Raw genomic sequence first — 17,449 nt, 5'->3', positions numbered from 1 at the left:
AACGCTTACAGTCCCTATACAATTGAAAGTAAAGAGGACTTTGGCACATGACTGTGACAATTTTTTAAAAATAAAAAGGCTCCTGGTTTCAGGAGCCTTTTCTCTTTCCTCTATAAATGATGTTGCCATTTTGAATCACGTACTTTGCAATCATCCGCTCACTCACAATAAAAACGGGATACGCGCACACAAGCGCAAATACAGCCATCGGCACGTGCTGTACAGCTGGCAGCACTGAGCCTGCCGCATTGCGGAGGAGCATCAAAAGATAAATAAGCAGCACGATGGCCGCTAATGATACCAGCATAATCGGAGCTGAAACTTTATATTCATAAAGCCGTTCCCGGCAGTGGCCGCAGCGAAATTGACAAGGCACATTTGATGATCTGACCATATCGCCTGTCAAAGGTTTGCCGCAGTTCGGGCATGGTGTTTCTTTCATAGGGTATTCCTCACTTTCTATTCCATATGTCTATTATACCAGAGTCCCTTCTGTTTCGTTTTGTTGCTGTTCAACACATTTTCACATTTTTTATCATCAGCTTACTTGTCTCTGTCTCTAAAATCCTCTACGCTTAAATAGATCTTAATGAAGAGGGTGTATGAATGCTTCCGATTAATAGACAGCAACACATACTGAAGTGGCTGAAAGAAGAAGGCGCGCTCAGAATTTCTGACATCAGCGCAAGGTTTGGCGTTTCGGAAATGACGGTATACAGAGATGTCAATCAGCTGGTTCAGTCAAATGAGGTCATTAAAACGGCCGGCGGCATCACGCTCCCCGCCCGAACACCTCAAACGGATCATATGTGCAGCTATTGTTTGAAGCCCGTCAATCAAGCTCATTCGGTTCAGCTGATTACGGTAAACCAAGACATTGAACAGCTATGCTGCGCACATTGTGCGTTTTTGCGTTACGCGGATAAAACGGAAGAGGTTTCACACTTGATTTGCAGAGATTTTCTGTTACAGACAACCGTCAGTGCCGGTTCGGCTTATTTCGTCGTAAATGCTGAATTAAACCTGCATTGCTGCCAGCCGCAGGCCATTCCGTTTGCGACACTTGATCATGCCGAACGATTTCAAAAAGGATTCGGCGGAGCCGTCTGCACTTTCGACCAAGCGCTGGAAGACATGCTTCAAGACCGAAAGAAACGCTGCACCTGCACCAAGAAATAACACAACACATACAGCGGAAGGTGGTGTCTGAGTGATGAAGCGAAACAGATGGTGGATCATCCTTCTGCTTTTTCTTGTTTTCCTGCCGAAAACAAGCTTTGCTCACGCCTATATTGTCAAATCTTCACCTGGGGAAAACAGCGAATTAAAAAGTGCTCCTGCGCAGGTGGAAATCGAATTTAATGAACCGGTTGAAGAAGGGTTTCATTACATTAAAGTCTATAATTCAAACGGCGACCGTGTGGATACGGACAAGACTGAAATCAAAAAAGATAATCATCACATCATGACAGTGAAGCTGAAGAAGAATCTGCCTAAAGATGTGTACAGAGCGGAATGGAATGCCGTATCCGCGGACGGGCATCCTGTTTCCGGCGTCATTCCATTCAGTATCGGGAAAGCGGATGGCGGATTCAGCAGCCAAAAAGCAGCCGATTCAGCTCTGAATCCGGGAACAGCAGCAGATCGCGCGATTCTGTATACAGCCTTATCTCTGTTTATCGGAACGGTTTTCTTCCATCTTTTCTGGTATAAAGGGAAATCAGAACAGCTCGTCAAACGGACGAGACGTATCCTGACCGGCTCGATCGCAGCATTGGGGCTGGCGCTTTTGCTTCAGCTTCCGATTCAGACAAAAGCGAACGCAGGCGGCGGCTGGGGCAGTGCATTCCACCCGGGCTACATCAGAGAAACACTGTTTGAGACAGCAGGCGGCTCCGTTTGGATCATACAGGCCGCGCTGTTCGTACTGCTCGCACTGTCTGTCATCCCTGCGATATGGAAAAACCGCTTTTCATCATTTGGCTATTGGATAGCGCCGCTCATTTTCTTTTTCGGTCTCCTGCTTGCCAAGGCGTTTACCGGGCATGCTGCTGTCGTTGAAGAAAAAACGGTCGGCATTTTGATGGATTTCCTTCATTTAACTTCCGCTTCCATCTGGGTCGGCGGAATAGCGGCACTCGTTTTGCTGCTCTCAAAAGAATGGAGGCAGCCTGACAAAACGCTCGCGTGGGAGACGGTCAGACGCTTCTCTCCATGGGCGCTCACTGCAGTCGGCGTCATTTTGTTTTCAGGCTTGCTCAATGGATTTTTCATCATTCGTTCAATGGATTCTCTGTTCCATACAGCGTACGGCCAAGCTCTTTTAGTGAAAAGCGGGCTGTTTGTTTTCATGCTGGTCTTAGGTGCGATTCATTTTCTGCTTACCAGAAAGCAGCGCCGCACAGGAATCAGCCGAACGTTAAAAGCGGAGTGGACAATCGGCATCGCTGTATTGATCACAGCGGCCGTGTTTACAAGCCTGCCAAGCCCGCCTGAGCCAGCGCCGGAACCGTTCTACCAAACCAAAGCGATAGAGAACGGACAAAGCGTTTCTCTCAGCATCAGCCCAAACCAGCCCGGAAAAAATGTTTTTGAGCTGCGTGTCACCGACCATAACGGAGATCCCGTGAAAAACATCCAGCAAATCACGTTAACCGTTTATAAAACAGGCCTGTCAGGCAGCGAAAACAAAAGCACCTTTACATTAAAAGAAAAAACAAAAGGCGTCTTCCAAGATCAAAACCTGTCGATTAATGAAAAAGGAAACTGGAAGATCAAAGTCCACGGCCTGACCGGCGACTTTAACGAAATCAATATCATGTTTACAAAGACCAATTAAGGAGTGTTTACGTTGTTGAAAAAAATCGCATTGACACTATGTCCGGCTATTGTCGGCTCCCTCTTATTCTTTACGGCCCCTGCCAGCGCGCATGTTTCTGTAAAACCGGCTGAGTCTGCTGCAGGCTCTTGGGAAACGTATACAATGAAGGTTCCTTCTGAGAAAAATCTGCCGACAACGAAGGTTGTCCTCAAAATGCCGAAGGATGTTGAATTCCAGCAATATGAGCCAATTCCGGGCTGGAAGGTTTCCACTCAAAAACATGATGACAAATCAGTGTCCGTGACATGGGAGGCGACTGACGGAGGCATTCAGGAAGGACAGTTCCAGCAGTTTACCTTTGTTGCCAAAAACCCTGACAAAGCGGAGGAAGCTGCTTGGGACGCATACCAATATTACAAAGACGGCAGCATTGTTGAGTGGACAGGTGACGAGGATGCCGATACACCTCATTCCATTACAAACATCACGTCTGCAAAACAAGTGACAGATGAGCACGGCGCCACGAAAACAGAAGACGATTCCGAAAACTCAGGTTCTTCAGCTCTAGACATTACAGCGATTGTGCTGTCTGCGGCTGCTATTATTTTATCTGTAGCAGCACTTGTAAAGAAAAAACGCGCCTAATAAAAAAGCGATCCAGATGTCATGTCTGGGTCGCTTTTTATGTTTAACCGCGGCCTGCCTGGAAAGCAGGATATTTCGTCATTCCCCCGTCCGCAAACAACGTGATGCCTGTAACATAGCTGGATTCCTTCGAAGCAAGCCACACTGCCACTGCGGCAATTTCCTCCGGTTCGCCGATATAGCCCATCGGGATCATGCTTTCTACATCTGCTTTCTGTTTAGGGTCAGCGAATTTTTCAGCATTAATTGGCGTGTTGATCGCACCTGGCCCGATATTGTTGACGCGAATGCCCTTCGGCGCGTATTCCAAAGCCAACGTTTCAGACATCAGCTTAATTCCGCCTTTACTAGCTGCATAGTGGACAAATAACGGCCACGGAATCCTTTCATGCACGCTGGACATGTTGATGACATTTCCCTTGATATCGTTTTCTACGAAATATTTAATCGCTTCACGGCTTCCTAAAAAGGCACCTGTTAAGTTCGTGCCGATGACTTTATCCCAATCCTTGAGCGGCATTTCGTGAGATGGCACAGGATTTTCAAGACCGGCATTATTAATCATAACATCGAGTGTGCCGAACTCTTTAATTGCCGTTTGCACGATATTTTTTACATCTTCCTCTTTCGTGACATCTCCTTGGACGACAACAGCTTCACCGCCCGCCTTGATGACCTCTTCTTTTACCTCGTTCGGATCTTGCTTATTACTATAATAGTTAATGACCACTTTTGCCTGCTCCTTGCCGAAGCGAATGGCCATTGCCTTTCCGAGCCCTGAAGCAGCTCCTGTAATAGCGACGACTTTTCCTTTTAAATCCGGATACATATACATCCTCCTCCATTTGTTATGAATTTGTTTTGGCGATTCCTAAGAATACGGCGGCGGCAATAATCAGGATAATCCCGATCGCAATTGCTATTAGCTGGCGTTTCGTTTTCTTTTCACGCAGGATGAAAATACCGCCGAGCGTAGAAATGACAATTCCCATTTGTGAAAGGGAAAAGCTCGTTGCAACGCCGACTCGCGGCTGAGAAATAAACAAAAACATATTTCCGCCTGCCCAGATTAACCCTGGGAGAATATTTCTGATCGCATACTTGTTAAAGGGTTTGTGTCTATAGGTTAAAACTAACCCCCCGACCACCATGCCAATTGCCTGTGGCAGCAGCGCGGACCAGCCGGACACATTGAATAATCTAGCCACGACTACATAAACCAAATAACCAAGAGTCGAAACAAGGAGAATCAAAATGCCCTTTTTCAAATTGCTTGGCTCGCCCTCTTTTTTATCATTCTTATCTTCCAAGGACGTGAGAATGATTCCCACAATGATAAAGATCAAAGCGAGAACGCCAAGCGTAATCGCAATCGGTGTTGACCATTCGCGGAACACGATCACACCGAACAGCGAGGTGGAAACGAGCTGCATTCCTGTGGAAATCGGCATTGTTTTCGACACGCCCATCAATTGAATGCTTTTCAACTGGTTGGCCTGTCCAAGTGACCAAAATAAGCCGGATACGATTCCAACAATAAAAATGCGAAGGGACAGAACGGGCTGAACAAAAAAGTAAATAACGATAGAAACAATGAGTGCCCCGATCGTCGTTCCCAGTGTCTGGCTGTACGGCCCGCCGCCTAATTTCACATTGAAGAGAACAATGCTCCCCCAAAACAAAGCCGGGAGAAGAGCCAATAATAAATCCATTGTTGGGGAACCTTCTTTCAAAATGTATTTGCTGTTATTTTGGCTGGAATTGTTGTGATTATTCGCCGGAACACAAAAAGAGCTGCCGGAAAATCCGGCAGCTCTCAGGAGCGTGCATTCTTTTATAAACCGATGGACAAATATTTTGTTTCAAGGTACGGCTCGATACCTTCTGAACCGCCTTCACGGCCGATGCCGCTTTCTTTCATTCCGCCGAATGGCGCTTGAACCGCTGACGGTCCGCCGTCATTCCAGCCGATAATGCCATACTCTAGATTCTCGGAAATATAGATGCCGCGGCGGTAGTTTTCTGTGAAGAAGTAAGCAGCCAAGCCATACGGTGTATCGTTGGCAAGCTGAATCGCTTCATCAATATCAGAAAACGTGACGATCGGGGCGACCGGGCCGAATGTTTCCTCATGCATGATGTTCATGGACGTATCGACATCGGTGAGCACTGTCGGATTCACAAAGTAGCACCCTTTGTCATCGTTTCGGTCATATGTGCCCCCAGCAATAACTTTCGCGCCTTTTTCAACCGCATCATCTATTTGGCTGACGATTTTTTCGAAGCCTCGTTTGTTGATGATCGGGCCGACATTGACGCCTTCCTCAAGTCCATTTCCGACTTTCAGCTTAGACACTTGCTCGCTCAGTTTCGCAGCAAATTCATCTTTAATGGATTCATGAACGATCAGGCGGTTGGCACATACGCAGGTTTGGCCGGCGTTTCGGTATTTGGACGCCATCGCCTGTTCAACGGCAAGGTCAATGTCCGCATCTTCATCTACGATCAGCGGGGCGTGTCCGCCGAGCTCCATTGAGACGTGCTTTACGGTGTCCGCGCTGTTTTTCATAAGGATTTTCCCTACAGGTGTTGAGCCTGTGAACGTGATTTTGCGGATTTTCGGACTGCTTGTGAACACATTTCCGATTTCTTCTCCATCGCCGATCACAACCTGAAGAACATCCTTCGGAATGCCCGCTTCATATGCGAGGCGCGCTAGTTCATAAGCAGACAGCGGTGTGTCCGGCGCCGGCTTGATGATAAATGTACAGCCGGCGGCAAGAGCAGGCGCCGCTTTGCGTGTAATCATCGCATTCGGGAAATTCCAGGGCGTGATAGCAGCAACGGGGCCGACCGGCTGGCGTGTTACAACAATTCGTTTACCAGTTGTCGGGGCCGGGACCGTTCTTCCGTACACACGCTTCGCTTCCTCTGCGAACCATTCGATATAGCCTGCGCCGTAAAGTACCTCGCCGACTGCTTCCTGATAGGGTTTTCCGTTTTCCTTCGTAATTAAATCTGCAAGCTCTTCTTTATGTTCAACAATCAGCTCATACCATTTTTTCAAAAGAGACGCTCTTTCGTTCGCCGATGTTTTAGACCACGTTTTAAACGCTTGATGTGAACGTTCAATGGCTTCTTCTACTTCTTTGGCTGATTGCTGAGGAATCGTTTTGATCTCCTCGCCCGTAGCCGGGTTGTAGACCGTTAATTGATCTGGCATATTGAACATTCCTTTCTTTTCATGATTACTTAAAATGATAGCAGACCCAGCCGTTTTCTTTCCAATGATTAAGCTCGCAGGCCCGCCTCCAAGATGCTGAGCCCTTCATTTAAAAGGCTGTCTGAGATGACGAGCGGTGTCAAAAAGCGGATGATATTACCGTTAATTCCTGCTGTCAGCAAAAGTAATCCGTTTTGATTCGCATAGGCCGCGATCGCTGCTGCTTTTGCTTTATCAGGCTCACGCGTGTCTGGATCCTTGACGATTTCGATTGCGGCCATCGCCCCGAGTCTGCGGATGTCACCGATGAACGGGAATTCTTTTTTCCACTCATACGCCTTGTCTTCAATGATTTTGCCAATTTCTTCAGATCGCTCATTCAGTCCTTCTTCTTCGATAATATCCAAGACTGCCAAAGCCGCCGCGCAACTGAGCGGGCTGCCGGCATACGTGCCGCCCAGCTCCCCTGGCGCTGCCGCATCAAGCATTTCCGCACGCCCGATCACACCGCTTAATGGCAGGCCTGCCGCAAGCGATTTAGAAACCGTGATCAGATCGGGCACTACATCAAAGTGCTCAATTGCGAAATAAGTGCCAGTTCTGGCAAAGCCGGTTTGGATTTCATCAGCAACAAAAACAATGCCGTGTTCTTTGCAGAATGAAGCGACGTGCTGTACGAACCGTTTCGAAGGAATAATAAATCCGCCTTCTCCCTGCACTGGCTCCATCACGACACACGCCACCGTTTCAGGCGCCACTGAAGCGATAAAGAAATCATTGAATGCTTGAATGACCATATCGTCATAGCTTTCATCACTCATGCCGGCCGGCTTCTGATAATAATAAGGGAACGGCGCTTGATAAACCTCTGGCGCAAAAGGTCCGAAATCGAATTTATAAGGTTTTACCTTGCTTGTCATGCTCATCGTCATATTCGTGCGCCCGTGAAACCCGCGTGTAAACGAGACAACGCCTTGGCGCTTTGTATACTTTCTGGCGATTTTCACAGCGTTTTCGACCGCTTCTGCCCCTGAGTTAAGAAAAATCGCTTTTTTCTCATGGCTGCCAGGCGCGATGCCGCACAGTTTTTCTGCTAATTCGATATAAGTCGGGTACATCATGACATTAAAGCCAGGATGAATCAGCTCCTCCGCCTGCCGCTTCACAGCCTCAACCACCTTCGGATGCGAGTGTCCGACATTTAACGTGCCGATGGCGCCTGCAAAATCAATAAATCTCCGGCCATCCAGATCGTACAGCTCGGCCCCTTCTCCTTTGACCGCCAGACTGCGGTTGCCGTTGCTCACACCTTTTGACACAAATTGATCCCGTTTTTGCTGCCATTGTGCAGTTGTGATGCTTGCTGTTGTTTGACTCATGTGAATATCCCCCTGTCGGTATTTTCTTATCATTCTGACTTCTCTTTGGTATGATGAAAAGTACCAATTATAACTTTTTGATGGTATCAGAAGGAGAAACTACAAAATGGATATCACAATTACACTCGATCGTTCAGAGCAAGCCGATTATATCTATCAGCAAATTTATCAAAAGCTGAAAAAAGAAATCCTCAGCCGCAATCTGCTGCCGCACTCGAAGGTTCCCTCCAAGCGGGAGCTGGCTGAAAATCTCAAGGTCAGCGTAAATTCAGTGAATTCAGCCTATCAGCAGCTGCTGGCTGAGGGGTATTTGTACACCATTGAACGAAAGGGTTTCTTCGTGGAGGAACTAGACATGTTTTCCGCCGAGGAGCACCCTCCATTTGCACTGCCGGATGACCTAAAAGAGATTCACATCGACCAGAGTGATTGGATATCGTTTTCACACATGAGTTCCGATACAGACCATTTTCCGATCAAAAGCTGGTTCCGCTGCGAGCAAAAAGCGGCCTCCCGCTCATACCGCACGCTCGGCGATATGTCACATCCGCAAGGGATATATGAAGTGAGAGCGGCCATTACGAGGCTCATTTCCCTGACGAGGGGTGTAAAATGCAGGCCAGAACAAATGATCATAGGGGCAGGCACACAGGTGCTCATGCAGCTGTTGACTGAGCTTTTACCCAAGGAAGCCGTGTATGCGATGGAGGAGCCTGGCTACAGACGCATGTATCAGCTTTTGAAGAATGCCGGAAAACAAGTCAAGACGATCATGCTGGATGAAAAAGGCATGTCGATTGCTGAAATCACCAGACAGCAGCCAGATGTGCTGGTGACCACCCCGTCGCATCAGTTTCCGTCCGGAACGATTATGCCTGTATCCAGAAGAATTCAGCTGCTGAACTGGGCAGCCGAGGAGCCGCGCCGATATATCATTGAGGACGATTATGATAGTGAATTCACATATGATGTAGACAGTATTCCGGCGCTGCAAAGCCTCGACCGTTTTCAAAATGTCATCTATATGGGAACCTTTTCAAAGTCCCTTCTCCCCGGCTTGCGGATCAGCTATATGGTGTTGCCGCCTGAGCTGTTGAGGACATACAAACAGCGGGGCTATGATCTGCAGACTTGCTCATCACTTACACAGCTCACCCTGCAGGAATTTATTGAGTCTGGTGAATATCAGAAGCATATAAAAAAAATGAAGCAGCATTATAAAGAAAAGAGAGAACGCCTGATCACCGCTTTAGAAGCAGAGTTCAGCGGAGAGGTTACCGTAAAAGGAGCAAATGCGGGGCTGCATTTTGTTACCGAATTTGATACCAGGCGCACCGAACAAGACATCCTGTCACATGCTGCCGGTCTGCAGCTTGAAATATTCGGAATGAGCCGATTTAACTTGAAGGAAAACAAGCGGCAAACGGGCAGGCCTGCTCTCATTATCGGCTTTGCACGGCTGAAGGAAGAAGATATTCAGGAGGGTGTGCAGCGGCTTTTCAAAGCGGTTTACGGACATAAAAAAATCCCCGTTACAGGGGATTGATTCACCAGCGGTCCTGGTCTACATTCAGCACGGCTTCAAGCAGTCCCGGAAATGCCTTTTCAAGGTCTTCAGCGCGAAGCGAATAATACCGGCGCTTTCCTTCTATCCGAACTTGAGCGATGCCTGATTCTCTCAAAACTTTAAAATGATGCGACAAAGTCGATTTGGCAACCTGCACATCTGCACAGGTGCTGCACGTTTTTTCTTTTGCTTCAGCTAATTGCTTGACGAGCTCTAAACGAAGCGGATCACTAAGTGCATGAAGAACCTTTGTCAGCTGCAATGTTTCTGTTTCTGGATGGTTTGGAATGTTCATGACACAAATGTATCATACAACAATTAGAATGACAATTTTACTATATAAGGGTTTTTCCTTTACCTTATTTAGAATACATGTTACATTTAGTTCGATGAAATTCGAACAATAAATTCGCATAACAACGGAGGAGATTTAAATGATCGTATTACAAGCTTACATCAAAGTAAAACCAGAGAAACGCGAGGAATTTTTGAGCGAGGCTCAATCACTTGTTCAGCATTCAAGAGCTGAGGAAGGCAACGCGCAATACGACCTATTCGAAAAAGTAGGCGAAGAAAATACATTTGTCATGCTTGAAAAATGGAAAGATGAAGCGGCAATGAAATTCCATAACGAAACTGCGCATTTCCAAGGGTTTGTCGCAAAAGGAAAAGAACTGCTGAGCGCTCCTCTTGATGTTGTCCGCACAGAGCTTAGCGAGTAAAGGAAGGGTGTCTCATATGAATGAAGTGATTAAATCTTTAACAGACCACCGCTCGATTCGCAGCTACACAGATGAGCCTGTAGCTCAGGAGCAATTGGACCAAATCATTGAAGCGGTGCAATCAGCCCCTTCTTCTATCAACGGACAGCAAGTGACTGTGATCACAGTCCAGGATAAAGAGCGCAAAAAGAAAATCTCCGAGCTGGCAGGCGGCCAGCCATGGATCGATCAAGCTCCTGTTTTCCTGCTGTTCTGCGCAGATTTCAACCGGGCCAAAATTGCGCTTGAAGATCTGCATGATTTCAAAATGGAAATCACAAATGGATTGGAATCTGTTCTTGTCGGCGCAGTAGACGCTGGTATTGCCCTCGGCACAGCAACAGCAGCGGCTGAGTCACTCGGACTTGGCACAGTTCCGATCGGTGCAGTTCGCGGAAACCCTCAAGAGCTGATCGAACTGCTTGAGCTTCCAAAATACGTGTTCCCTTTATCCGGCCTTGTCATTGGGCATCCTGCCGACCGTTCAGCGAAAAAACCGCGCTTGCCGCAGGAAGCTGTCAATCATCAGGAAACTTATTTGAATCAGGATGAGCTGACGTCTCACATTCAGGCATACGACGAACAGATGTCTGAATACATGAATAAACGGACAAACGGAAAAGAAACAAGAAACTGGTCACAGAGCATCGCTTCCTACTATGAGCGCCTGTACTATCCGCACATCCGTGAAATGCTTGAAAAACAAGGATTTAAAGTTGAAAAATAAGCTCTTATTCGGCCTGTCGGATTTTCCGGCAGGCCTTTCATTTACCCGGTTAAAATCCATTGACTTCTATTTTGTTTATTTGGTAAAATTTTTTCATAGTTACTCATTGGTTTTCTGTGAACCAATGGGTTTTCTAATGTTCAAGAAAGAAGGAAGCCATGAGATGCTTGATAAAAAAACAGATATCTTGTTAGCCGCGCGAAAGCTTTTTTCGGAAAAGGATTTTACGTCAGTTTCCATGCAGGCGATCGCAGAAGAATGTAAGATGTCAAAAGCTTCGATATATAAGCTGTTTCAATCTAAAGAAGATCTGCTTTTGGAGCTGCTGTCATTTAACCAGAAGCAAATGGTGGCCGCGGCCTCAAGACTTCAGGAAAATACCGCACTTACACCGGAGGAGCGTTTGACGCAAAAGGTCAAAATGGAACTGGAGGGCTTCAGGCGGAATCAGCAGTTTTTCAATATGCTGACCTACGGAAACCCCAAGCTGCACAATGACCGGGTCAAACAGCATATCCATCAGACCAGATCGACGATTATCTGCTGGCACCGCGATTCGCTGATCCAGGCGTATGGAGAAACCATTCTCCCGTTTGTGTGGGATTTGGTTATCATTCTTCACGGCATGATGCGTGAGTTTTTAATGCTGATCAAAATCGAGGAAAAACCGCTTGAGCTTGATCCGATCGCAGAGTTTATCATCAGCACCCTCAATCAGATTATCAAAAACAGGGAAACCCGCCAGTCTCTTCTTCCGCCCGAAGCCATCGAGCTTTATATTCATTCAGCATCCTCCTACAAGCCAAAGGATAAATCAGTCCTATTATCGGAAAGCCTGAAGGAATTACATAAAGGCATCTCTTCCCTGTCCGCCGCGGACTATGACGTAGATGAACTGACATCCGCAGCCGCTATGCTGGAGGAAGAAGCGAAGAAGGAAGAACCCCGCGCTTTTTTACTCAAATCACTGATTGGCTATCTGGAACAAACCGGTGTTTTAACACAGCCCGTTTCCATGTTAAAAACACTGTTAATTACTTAGAGAAAAGAAGGGATATGTATTGAACACAAGTATTGAACAAAAACCTTTTAACCGTTCTGTCATTGTCGGCATTTTGTTAGCCGGAGCGTTTGTGGCGATTTTGAACCAGACATTGTTGATTACCGCACTTCCCCATATCATGAGGGATTTCAATGTCGATGCCAACCAAGCACAATGGCTGACAACATCATTTATGTTAACCAACGGGATTTTAATTCCGATTACCGCGTTTTTAATTGAGAAATTCACAAGCCGGGCGCTGCTCATCACAGCAATGAGCATTTTCACTGCCGGAACAGTCGTCGGAGCGTTCGCGCCGAACTTCCCGGTTCTGCTGACAGCGCGTATCATTCAAGCGGCTGGAGCCGGCATTATGATGCCGCTCATGCAGACTGTATTCCTGACAATCTTTCCGATTGAAAAGCGCGGCCAGGCTATGGGTATGGTCGGATTGGTCATCTCATTCGCGCCTGCGATCGGACCGACTCTTTCCGGATGGGCTGTCGAAGCTTTCTCTTGGAGATCATTGTTTTATATTATTCTTCCGTTTGCTGTGATTGATTTGATTCTTGCCAGCATCCTGATGAAAAACGTGACGACTTTAAGAAAAACACAGATTGATATTTTATCAGTCATCCTTTCAACATTTGGGTTCGGCGGCCTTCTGTACGGCTTCTCAAGCGTCGGCTCTTATGGCTGGTCCAGTTCAACCGTCTTGATTTCACTGCTGGTGGGTGTCATCGCGCTGCTCTTGTTTATCACAAGACAAATGAAGCTTGAAAAACCGATGCTGGAATTCCGCGTCTTCACGTTTGGCGTTTTCAGTTTAACAACACTGCTGGGAACCCTCGTCTTTGCATTATTAATCGGTACGGAAACCATCCTGCCGCTTTATACACAAAATGTCAGAGACGTCACAGCTTTTGATACAGGGCTTATGCTCCTTCCGGGAGCCGTTGTGATGGGCTTTATGTCGCCGATTATCGGCAGAATTTTTGACCGTGTCGGCGGAAGAGGGCTGGCGATTGCCGGTTTCTGCATCATCTTCCTGACATCTCTGCCGTTTATGCAGCTGACTGACCATACGTCACTCGCTTGGATTGTCGTTTTATACACCGTTCGTCTCTTAGGCACCGCCATGATCATGATGCCGGTGACAACAGCCGGAATCAACGCGCTGCCGCGCCACTTGATTCCGCACGGAACTGCGATGAACAACACGATTCGCCAAGTCGGCGGCTCGATCGGAACCGCATTATTGGTTTCCGTGATGAGCAACCAGGCGGCACATGCAGGCACGACAAATGTGAAGCATGCCGCCCTGCACGGCATGAACGCCGCTTTTATTGTGGCTGCCGTCATTGCACTTGTCGGCTTCCTTCTCTCATTCACATTAAAGAAACCTCAGCGCCCTGCCGAACAGCAGCCGGCACGCTGATTAACAAAAAAAGAGCCCCGCTATTTAGCGGAGGCTCTTTTTGGTTTTACTTTTCTAAACCGTCTTTCACTTCTTTGATCATTTGCGCCATAGACTCAAGACCGCCTCCTGATAAGTACCAAGTAGCAGAATCAAGGTAGACGACATGATCATTTTTCACTGCGTTTACATTTTTCACATAATCATTTTCAACGACTTGTTTAGTAGATGATGTTTCACCGATCGCTGTACCGCGGTCAATAACAAACAGGTAATCCGGGTTTGTTTTTGAAATGTACTCGTAAGAAACGCTTTGTCCGTGAGTAGACGCTTTGATGTTTTTATCAGCCGGTGTCACGCCGAACACGTCATGGATCAGGCCGTATCTTGATTTAGGACCAAATGCGCTGATCTTCCCGTCGTTCGCCATGATGACGAGACCGTTTTTGTTAAGCTTTTCAGCCGTTTTCTTTACATCTGCGATTGAATGATCGATTTTTGCGAGTTCATCCTTCACTTCATCTTCTTTATCGAAGATCTTACCGATTGTTTCTGCGTCAGACTTAAATGATTCCATATACTTCGCTGTGTCTACGCCAAGGTAAATTGTCGGCGCAATTTCAGAGAATTCTTTGTAAGACTCAGATTGTCTTCCTGAAATAATGATCAAGTCAGGGTCTAAATCTGCCACTTTCTCGAAGTCTGGCTCTTTTAAGCTTCCGACGTCAGCATATTTGTCATCCTTGAATTTGGACAGATATTTAGGAAGGGCTTGTTTCGGCAGTCCCGCTACTTTATCATCAAGACCAAGTTTATCTAGTGTATCTAAGCTTCCAAAGTCAAATACGACAACTTTTTTAGGGCTCTTCGGTACTTTTGTTCCGTTTTTTGCCAGCTGGTGTTTCACCGTGATTTGTTCTTCCTTAGAATCAGAACCTTTGCTGCTTGTGCTTTGGTTTCCGCATGCAGAAATGACAACTGCCGTCACCAAAGCGATGAATAGTAATGCGAACTTTTTCATGCTCTTCACCTCTTCTATATATTAAGAAAAATAGACACCTATTCTTTGATTATCAATCGTCTGAATCGGGATGGTCATATCGTAGATTTCCTCAAGCACTGATGTTTCTATCATTTCTTCAGGTGGTCCTTCTTTTACGATTCGGCCGTTTTTCAAAGCGACGATATGGTCAGAATAGACTGAAGCAAAATTGATATCGTGAATAACGATGACGATCGTTTTTCCAAGCTCCTCTACCAGCCGTTTCAGCAGTTTCATAATTTCAACTGAGTGTTTCATATCCAGATTGTTCAGCGGCTCATCCAGAAAAATATAATCTGTGTCCTGGGCAATGACCATGGCGATAAATGCCCTTTGGCACTGTCCGCCGCTCAGCTGATCCAAGTATTTGTCTTGAATGTCTTCCAGCTTCATATAGCTGAGCGCCTGGTTAATATGAACCCAGTCTTCCTCTGTCAGCCGGCCCTGTGAGTACGGAAACCTGCCAAAACTGACGAGGTCTTTGATCGTGAGCCTGATATTAATTTGGTTCGCCTGCTTCAAAATGCTCATTTTCTTGGCAAGCTCTTTGCTGTCACATGCTCCAATCTCTTGTCCGTCTATGTAAATCTCGCCGGAATCCTTTTTGATCAGGCGGCTCATGATAGACAGCAGCGTACTTTTGCCGGCGCCGTTAGGACCGATAAACGAGGTGATTTTGCCCTTTTGAATCGTGACTGACGTCTCTTCAAGAACAACTTTCCCGCCATATTGTTTGCTTACATTTCTGACCTCTACCATGATTTATTCTCCTTTAACAGCAAGTAGATAAAATAAATCCCGCCGGCAAAATTAATAATGACGCTCAGCGTCGTTGAGAAGGTAAACACTTTCTCAACCACAAACTGCCCTCCGACCAGCGCAATGATGCTGATGAAAACGGAGCCTGCGATTAAGTATGAATGCTTATATGTTTTCAGGAATTCTCTCGCCAGGTTGACGACCAGAAGGCCTAAAAACATAATCGGCCCGACTAGCGCTGTTGAAACAGAAACCAAAATCGCAACCACGATCAGCATCTGCTTCACCACTTTGTCGTAGTCAATGCCCAAATTCACGGCGTGCTCGCGTCCGAGCGACAGCACATCGAAAAATTTTGTAAAACGCCAGACATAAACGCCTGTCAGCAGGAAGATGATGAACGCGAGCCATAACAAATCCGTATTGATATTGTTAAAGCTGGCAAACATCTTGTCCTGCACAACTTGGAACTCGTTCGGATCAATCAGCATCTGCATAAAGGAAGACAGGCTGCTGAACAGCGTGCCAAACACGATTCCGATAAGCAGAAGGAAAAAGATATTTCTCCCCTCACCCTTGAACATGATCTGATACAAAACAAGAGAAAACAGTATCATCAGCAGAACAGAGATGATAAAGTTGATGTTTTTATTCATGATGACCATATTCGCAGAACCGAACAAAAAGATAATGCCAGTCTGAATCAGCATGTAGAGAGAATCAAGGCCCAAAATGCTCGGCGTCAGGATGCGGTTGTTCGTAATCGTTTGAAAGATCATGGTCGAAAACGCAATCGCTCCCCCCGTCAGCACAATGGCTGCGACTTTTTTGATTCGTCTCGGCAGGGTGTAATCCCAATTGCCTAAGTCATAAAACAGAAACAAGCCGATACATACAATGGCTAAAACAACGAGCAAAGCTATTTTCATCTGGTTACGCATAGGCTTTTCTCCTTAACAGCATAAACAGGAAAATGCCGCTGCCGATGATTCCGACCATCAGGCCAATCGAGATTTCATAAGGGAAGATAATGATTCTGCCCAGTATATCGCAAAACAGCACAAACACCGCTCCCAACAGCGCAGTATGCGGCAGGCTGCTCTTCAGATTGTCTCCTCTGTAAATCGAGACAATATTCGGGATGATTAAACCGAGAAACGGCAGCATACCGACAGTCAAAATGACAAGGGACGTGATCAGGGACACGATAATGAGCCCGATGTTCACAACCCGTTTGTACTTCAGGCCGAGGTTGACAGAAAAGCTTTCACCCATACCGGCCAATGTGAATTTATCCGCATACACATAGGCAATGATGACGAGCGGAATACTCAGATAAAGAAGCTCGTATCTTCCTTTCACGACTAAAGAGAAGTCTCCCTGCAGCCATGATGACACATTCTGGATCAAGTCATATTTATATGCGATAAATGTCGCGATTGAACTGACGATATTCCCGAGCATTAAACCGACAAGCGGAATAAAGATGGTGTCGTTAAACTTGATTCTTTCAAGGATTTTCATAAACAGAAAATTTCCTGCAAGGGCAAAGACAAACGCGACCAGCATTTTGATTAAAGGACTGGCCGATGTAAACAGCAGCAAGGAAATTAAAATGCCGAGCCTCGCCCAATCCATCGTGCCCGCCGTCGTCGGTGACACGAATTTGTTTCTGCTGATCTGCTGCATAATCAAACCGCAGATGCTCATGCTTAATCCCGCGATGACAATGCTGATCAATCGCGGCAAACGGCTTGCAAACAGCGTTGACGCCTCTTGTTTGCTTAAATCGAAGAGATCAAGCGGCGACAGATCTTCTACACCGATAAATACAGATGTGACTGCTAATATGATAAGTAGAATAAATAAGTAACGTAGCTTCATGCTGCCTCCTTACATCCTTACAGCAAAAAGAACGTATCTCCTACTCCGCAAGGACTCAAAACAATATGGCCATATAGTAATTGATTATCATTATCATTTACATATTACCATTTTTCTAGGGTTAGTCAATATTCTTTAAAAATATTAACCTAGTCATTTATCCATTTTACTAATCATTCTAA

18 protein-coding genes are annotated in these 17,449 nt (G+C 46.3%); 8 read left to right on the top strand and 10 right to left on the bottom strand.

Features of this window, described 5'->3' with window-relative positions:
* Positions 1 to 88 precede the first annotated feature (88 nt).
* The gene (locus KXZ66_RS02205) at positions 89 to 442 is read right to left on the bottom strand and encodes a hypothetical protein (protein ID WP_003246726.1); all 354 of its coding nucleotides are present in this window, start codon (positions 440 to 442) and stop codon (positions 89 to 91) included.
* Between the two features lie 164 nt (positions 443 to 606).
* Here KXZ66_RS02205 and ycnK point away from each other — a divergent pair, with 164 nt between their 5' ends.
* Genes ycnK through KXZ66_RS02190 form a run of 3 tightly spaced genes read left to right on the top strand, consistent with a single transcriptional unit; the run spans position 607 to position 3,466 of the window.
* Positions 607 to 1,179, top strand: coding sequence for a copper uptake transcriptional regulator CutR (gene ycnK, locus KXZ66_RS02200; protein WP_024573246.1), 573 nt, complete (start codon positions 607 to 609; stop codon positions 1,177 to 1,179).
* Positions 1,180 to 1,213: 34 nt separating this feature from the next.
* Complete coding sequence (gene ycnJ, locus KXZ66_RS02195; RefSeq protein WP_219144966.1) at positions 1,214 to 2,839, top strand: copper transporter YcnJ; 1,626 nt, start codon at positions 1,214 to 1,216, stop codon at positions 2,837 to 2,839.
* A 12-nt stretch (positions 2,840 to 2,851) separates the two neighbouring features.
* Positions 2,852 to 3,466 (top strand): YcnI family copper-binding membrane protein, encoded by a 615-nt coding sequence (locus KXZ66_RS02190; RefSeq protein ID WP_014475816.1) that lies wholly within the window; start codon positions 2,852 to 2,854, stop codon positions 3,464 to 3,466.
* A gap of 43 nt (positions 3,467 to 3,509) precedes the next feature.
* Here the strand turns inward: KXZ66_RS02190 and gdh are convergent, their stop codons facing one another.
* The 4 genes from gdh to gabT form a co-directional block, all read right to left on the bottom strand.
* Positions 3,510 to 4,295 (bottom strand): glucose 1-dehydrogenase, encoded by a 786-nt coding sequence (gene gdh / locus KXZ66_RS02185; protein WP_024573629.1) that lies wholly within the window; start codon positions 4,293 to 4,295, stop codon positions 3,510 to 3,512.
* 19 nt (positions 4,296 to 4,314) lie between these two features.
* Complete coding sequence (gene glcU / locus KXZ66_RS02180; RefSeq protein ID WP_003234455.1) at positions 4,315 to 5,178, bottom strand: glucose uptake protein GlcU; 864 nt, start codon at positions 5,176 to 5,178, stop codon at positions 4,315 to 4,317.
* Between the two features lie 122 nt (positions 5,179 to 5,300).
* Positions 5,301 to 6,689, bottom strand: coding sequence for a succinate-semialdehyde dehydrogenase (gene gabD / locus KXZ66_RS02175; RefSeq protein ID WP_021481750.1), 1,389 nt, complete (start codon positions 6,687 to 6,689; stop codon positions 5,301 to 5,303).
* A gap of 68 nt (positions 6,690 to 6,757) precedes the next feature.
* On the bottom strand, positions 6,758 to 8,068 hold the full coding sequence (gene gabT, locus KXZ66_RS02170) for a 4-aminobutyrate--2-oxoglutarate transaminase (protein WP_124073412.1): 1,311 nt from the start codon (positions 8,066 to 8,068) through the stop codon (positions 6,758 to 6,760).
* A 106-nt stretch (positions 8,069 to 8,174) separates the two neighbouring features.
* On the opposite strand from gabT, the gene gabR reads away from it, so the two are divergent.
* Positions 8,175 to 9,614, top strand: coding sequence for a MocR-like transcriptional regulator GabR (gabR, locus tag KXZ66_RS02165; protein ID WP_033883682.1), 1,440 nt, complete (start codon positions 8,175 to 8,177; stop codon positions 9,612 to 9,614).
* 1 nt (position 9,615) lies between these two features.
* On the opposite strand, the gene KXZ66_RS02160 is transcribed toward gabR, so the two are convergent.
* Positions 9,616 to 9,930 carry an ArsR/SmtB family transcription factor gene (locus KXZ66_RS02160; RefSeq protein WP_003234476.1) on the bottom strand — a complete coding sequence of 105 codons (315 nt, stop codon included), beginning with the start codon at positions 9,928 to 9,930 and terminating at the stop codon, positions 9,616 to 9,618.
* Between the two features lie 139 nt (positions 9,931 to 10,069).
* On the opposite strand from KXZ66_RS02160, the gene KXZ66_RS02155 reads away from it, so the two are divergent.
* The 4 genes from KXZ66_RS02155 (at position 10,070) to KXZ66_RS02140 (ending at position 13,603) form a co-directional block, all read left to right on the top strand.
* The gene (locus tag KXZ66_RS02155) at positions 10,070 to 10,357 is read left to right on the top strand and encodes a putative quinol monooxygenase (RefSeq protein ID WP_003234477.1); all 288 of its coding nucleotides are present in this window, start codon (positions 10,070 to 10,072) and stop codon (positions 10,355 to 10,357) included.
* Positions 10,358 to 10,373: 16 nt separating this feature from the next.
* Entirely contained in the window at positions 10,374 to 11,123 is a 750-nt protein-coding gene (gene nfsA, locus KXZ66_RS02150; protein WP_003234479.1) for an oxygen-insensitive NADPH nitroreductase, read from the top strand.
* Between the two features lie 163 nt (positions 11,124 to 11,286).
* A complete protein-coding gene (locus tag KXZ66_RS02145) occupies positions 11,287 to 12,165 on the top strand; it encodes a TetR/AcrR family transcriptional regulator (protein WP_003246592.1) in 879 nt (292 codons plus the stop codon).
* A gap of 19 nt (positions 12,166 to 12,184) precedes the next feature.
* The gene (locus KXZ66_RS02140; protein WP_014478836.1) at positions 12,185 to 13,603 is read left to right on the top strand and encodes an MDR family MFS transporter; all 1,419 of its coding nucleotides are present in this window, start codon (positions 12,185 to 12,187) and stop codon (positions 13,601 to 13,603) included.
* A gap of 46 nt (positions 13,604 to 13,649) precedes the next feature.
* Here the strand turns inward: KXZ66_RS02140 and yclQ are convergent, their stop codons facing one another.
* From yclQ to yclN, 4 genes are read right to left on the bottom strand one after another with little or no spacing between them, the layout of a single operon-like run.
* Positions 13,650 to 14,603, bottom strand: a complete 954-nt coding sequence (gene yclQ, locus KXZ66_RS02135) for a petrobactin ABC transporter substrate-binding protein YclQ (RefSeq protein ID WP_219144772.1) — start codon at positions 14,601 to 14,603, stop codon at positions 13,650 to 13,652.
* A 21-nt stretch (positions 14,604 to 14,624) separates the two neighbouring features.
* Positions 14,625 to 15,383, bottom strand: a complete 759-nt coding sequence (gene yclP / locus KXZ66_RS02130) for a petrobactin ABC transporter ATP-binding protein YclP (protein ID WP_014475806.1) — start codon at positions 15,381 to 15,383, stop codon at positions 14,625 to 14,627.
* Positions 15,377 to 16,324, bottom strand: a complete 948-nt coding sequence (yclO, locus tag KXZ66_RS02125) for a petrobactin ABC transporter permease YclO (RefSeq protein ID WP_014475805.1) — start codon at positions 16,322 to 16,324, stop codon at positions 15,377 to 15,379. The genes yclP and yclO overlap by 7 nt, the downstream gene beginning before the upstream one ends.
* Positions 16,317 to 17,267 carry a petrobactin ABC transporter permease YclN gene (gene yclN / locus KXZ66_RS02120; protein WP_014475804.1) on the bottom strand — a complete coding sequence of 317 codons (951 nt, stop codon included), beginning with the start codon at positions 17,265 to 17,267 and terminating at the stop codon, positions 16,317 to 16,319. Before yclN ends, yclO begins: the two co-directional genes overlap by 8 nt.
* Between the last annotated feature and the right edge of the window lie 182 nt (positions 17,268 to 17,449).

It is taken from the genome of Bacillus sp. LJBS17, from assembly GCF_019334685.1.
GTDB classification, from domain to species: Bacteria; Bacillota; Bacilli; order Bacillales; family Bacillaceae; genus Bacillus; species Bacillus subtilis.
Note: the sequence above shows the minus strand (reverse complement) of the source record. Positions and strands in the feature narration are given on the sequence as shown.

Excerpts from the sequence above, each read along its gene's own strand:
- KXZ66_RS02145 (WP_003246592.1), top strand. The coding sequence starts at position 11,287 with ATGCTTGATAAAAAAACAGATATCTTGTTAGCCGCGCGAAAGCTTTTT.
- nfsA (WP_003234479.1), top strand. The coding sequence starts at position 10,374 with ATGAATGAAGTGATTAAATCTTTAACAGACCACCGCTCGATTCGCAGC.
- ycnK (WP_024573246.1), top strand. The coding sequence starts at position 607 with ATGCTTCCGATTAATAGACAGCAACACATACTGAAGTGGCTGAAAGAA.
- gdh (WP_024573629.1), bottom strand. The coding sequence starts at position 4,295 with ATGTATCCGGATTTAAAAGGAAAAGTCGTCGCTATTACAGGAGCTGCT.
- KXZ66_RS02160 (WP_003234476.1), bottom strand. The coding sequence starts at position 9,930 with ATGAACATTCCAAACCATCCAGAAACAGAAACATTGCAGCTGACAAAG.
- ycnJ (WP_219144966.1), top strand. The coding sequence starts at position 1,214 with ATGAAGCGAAACAGATGGTGGATCATCCTTCTGCTTTTTCTTGTTTTC.
- yclN (WP_014475804.1), bottom strand. The coding sequence starts at position 17,267 with ATGAAGCTACGTTACTTATTTATTCTACTTATCATATTAGCAGTCACA.
- gabR (WP_033883682.1), top strand. The coding sequence starts at position 8,175 with ATGGATATCACAATTACACTCGATCGTTCAGAGCAAGCCGATTATATC.
- yclP (WP_014475806.1), bottom strand. The coding sequence starts at position 15,383 with ATGGTAGAGGTCAGAAATGTAAGCAAACAATATGGCGGGAAAGTTGTT.
- KXZ66_RS02205 (WP_003246726.1), bottom strand. The coding sequence starts at position 442 with ATGAAAGAAACACCATGCCCGAACTGCGGCAAACCTTTGACAGGCGAT.
- KXZ66_RS02155 (WP_003234477.1), top strand. The coding sequence starts at position 10,070 with ATGATCGTATTACAAGCTTACATCAAAGTAAAACCAGAGAAACGCGAG.
- glcU (WP_003234455.1), bottom strand. The coding sequence starts at position 5,178 with ATGGATTTATTATTGGCTCTTCTCCCGGCTTTGTTTTGGGGGAGCATT.
- gabT (WP_124073412.1), bottom strand. The coding sequence starts at position 8,068 with ATGAGTCAAACAACAGCAAGCATCACAACTGCACAATGGCAGCAAAAA.
- yclO (WP_014475805.1), bottom strand. The coding sequence starts at position 16,324 with ATGCGTAACCAGATGAAAATAGCTTTGCTCGTTGTTTTAGCCATTGTA.
- gabD (WP_021481750.1), bottom strand. The coding sequence starts at position 6,689 with ATGCCAGATCAATTAACGGTCTACAACCCGGCTACGGGCGAGGAGATC.
- yclQ (WP_219144772.1), bottom strand. The coding sequence starts at position 14,603 with ATGAAAAAGTTCGCATTACTATTCATCGCTTTGGTGACGGCAGTTGTC.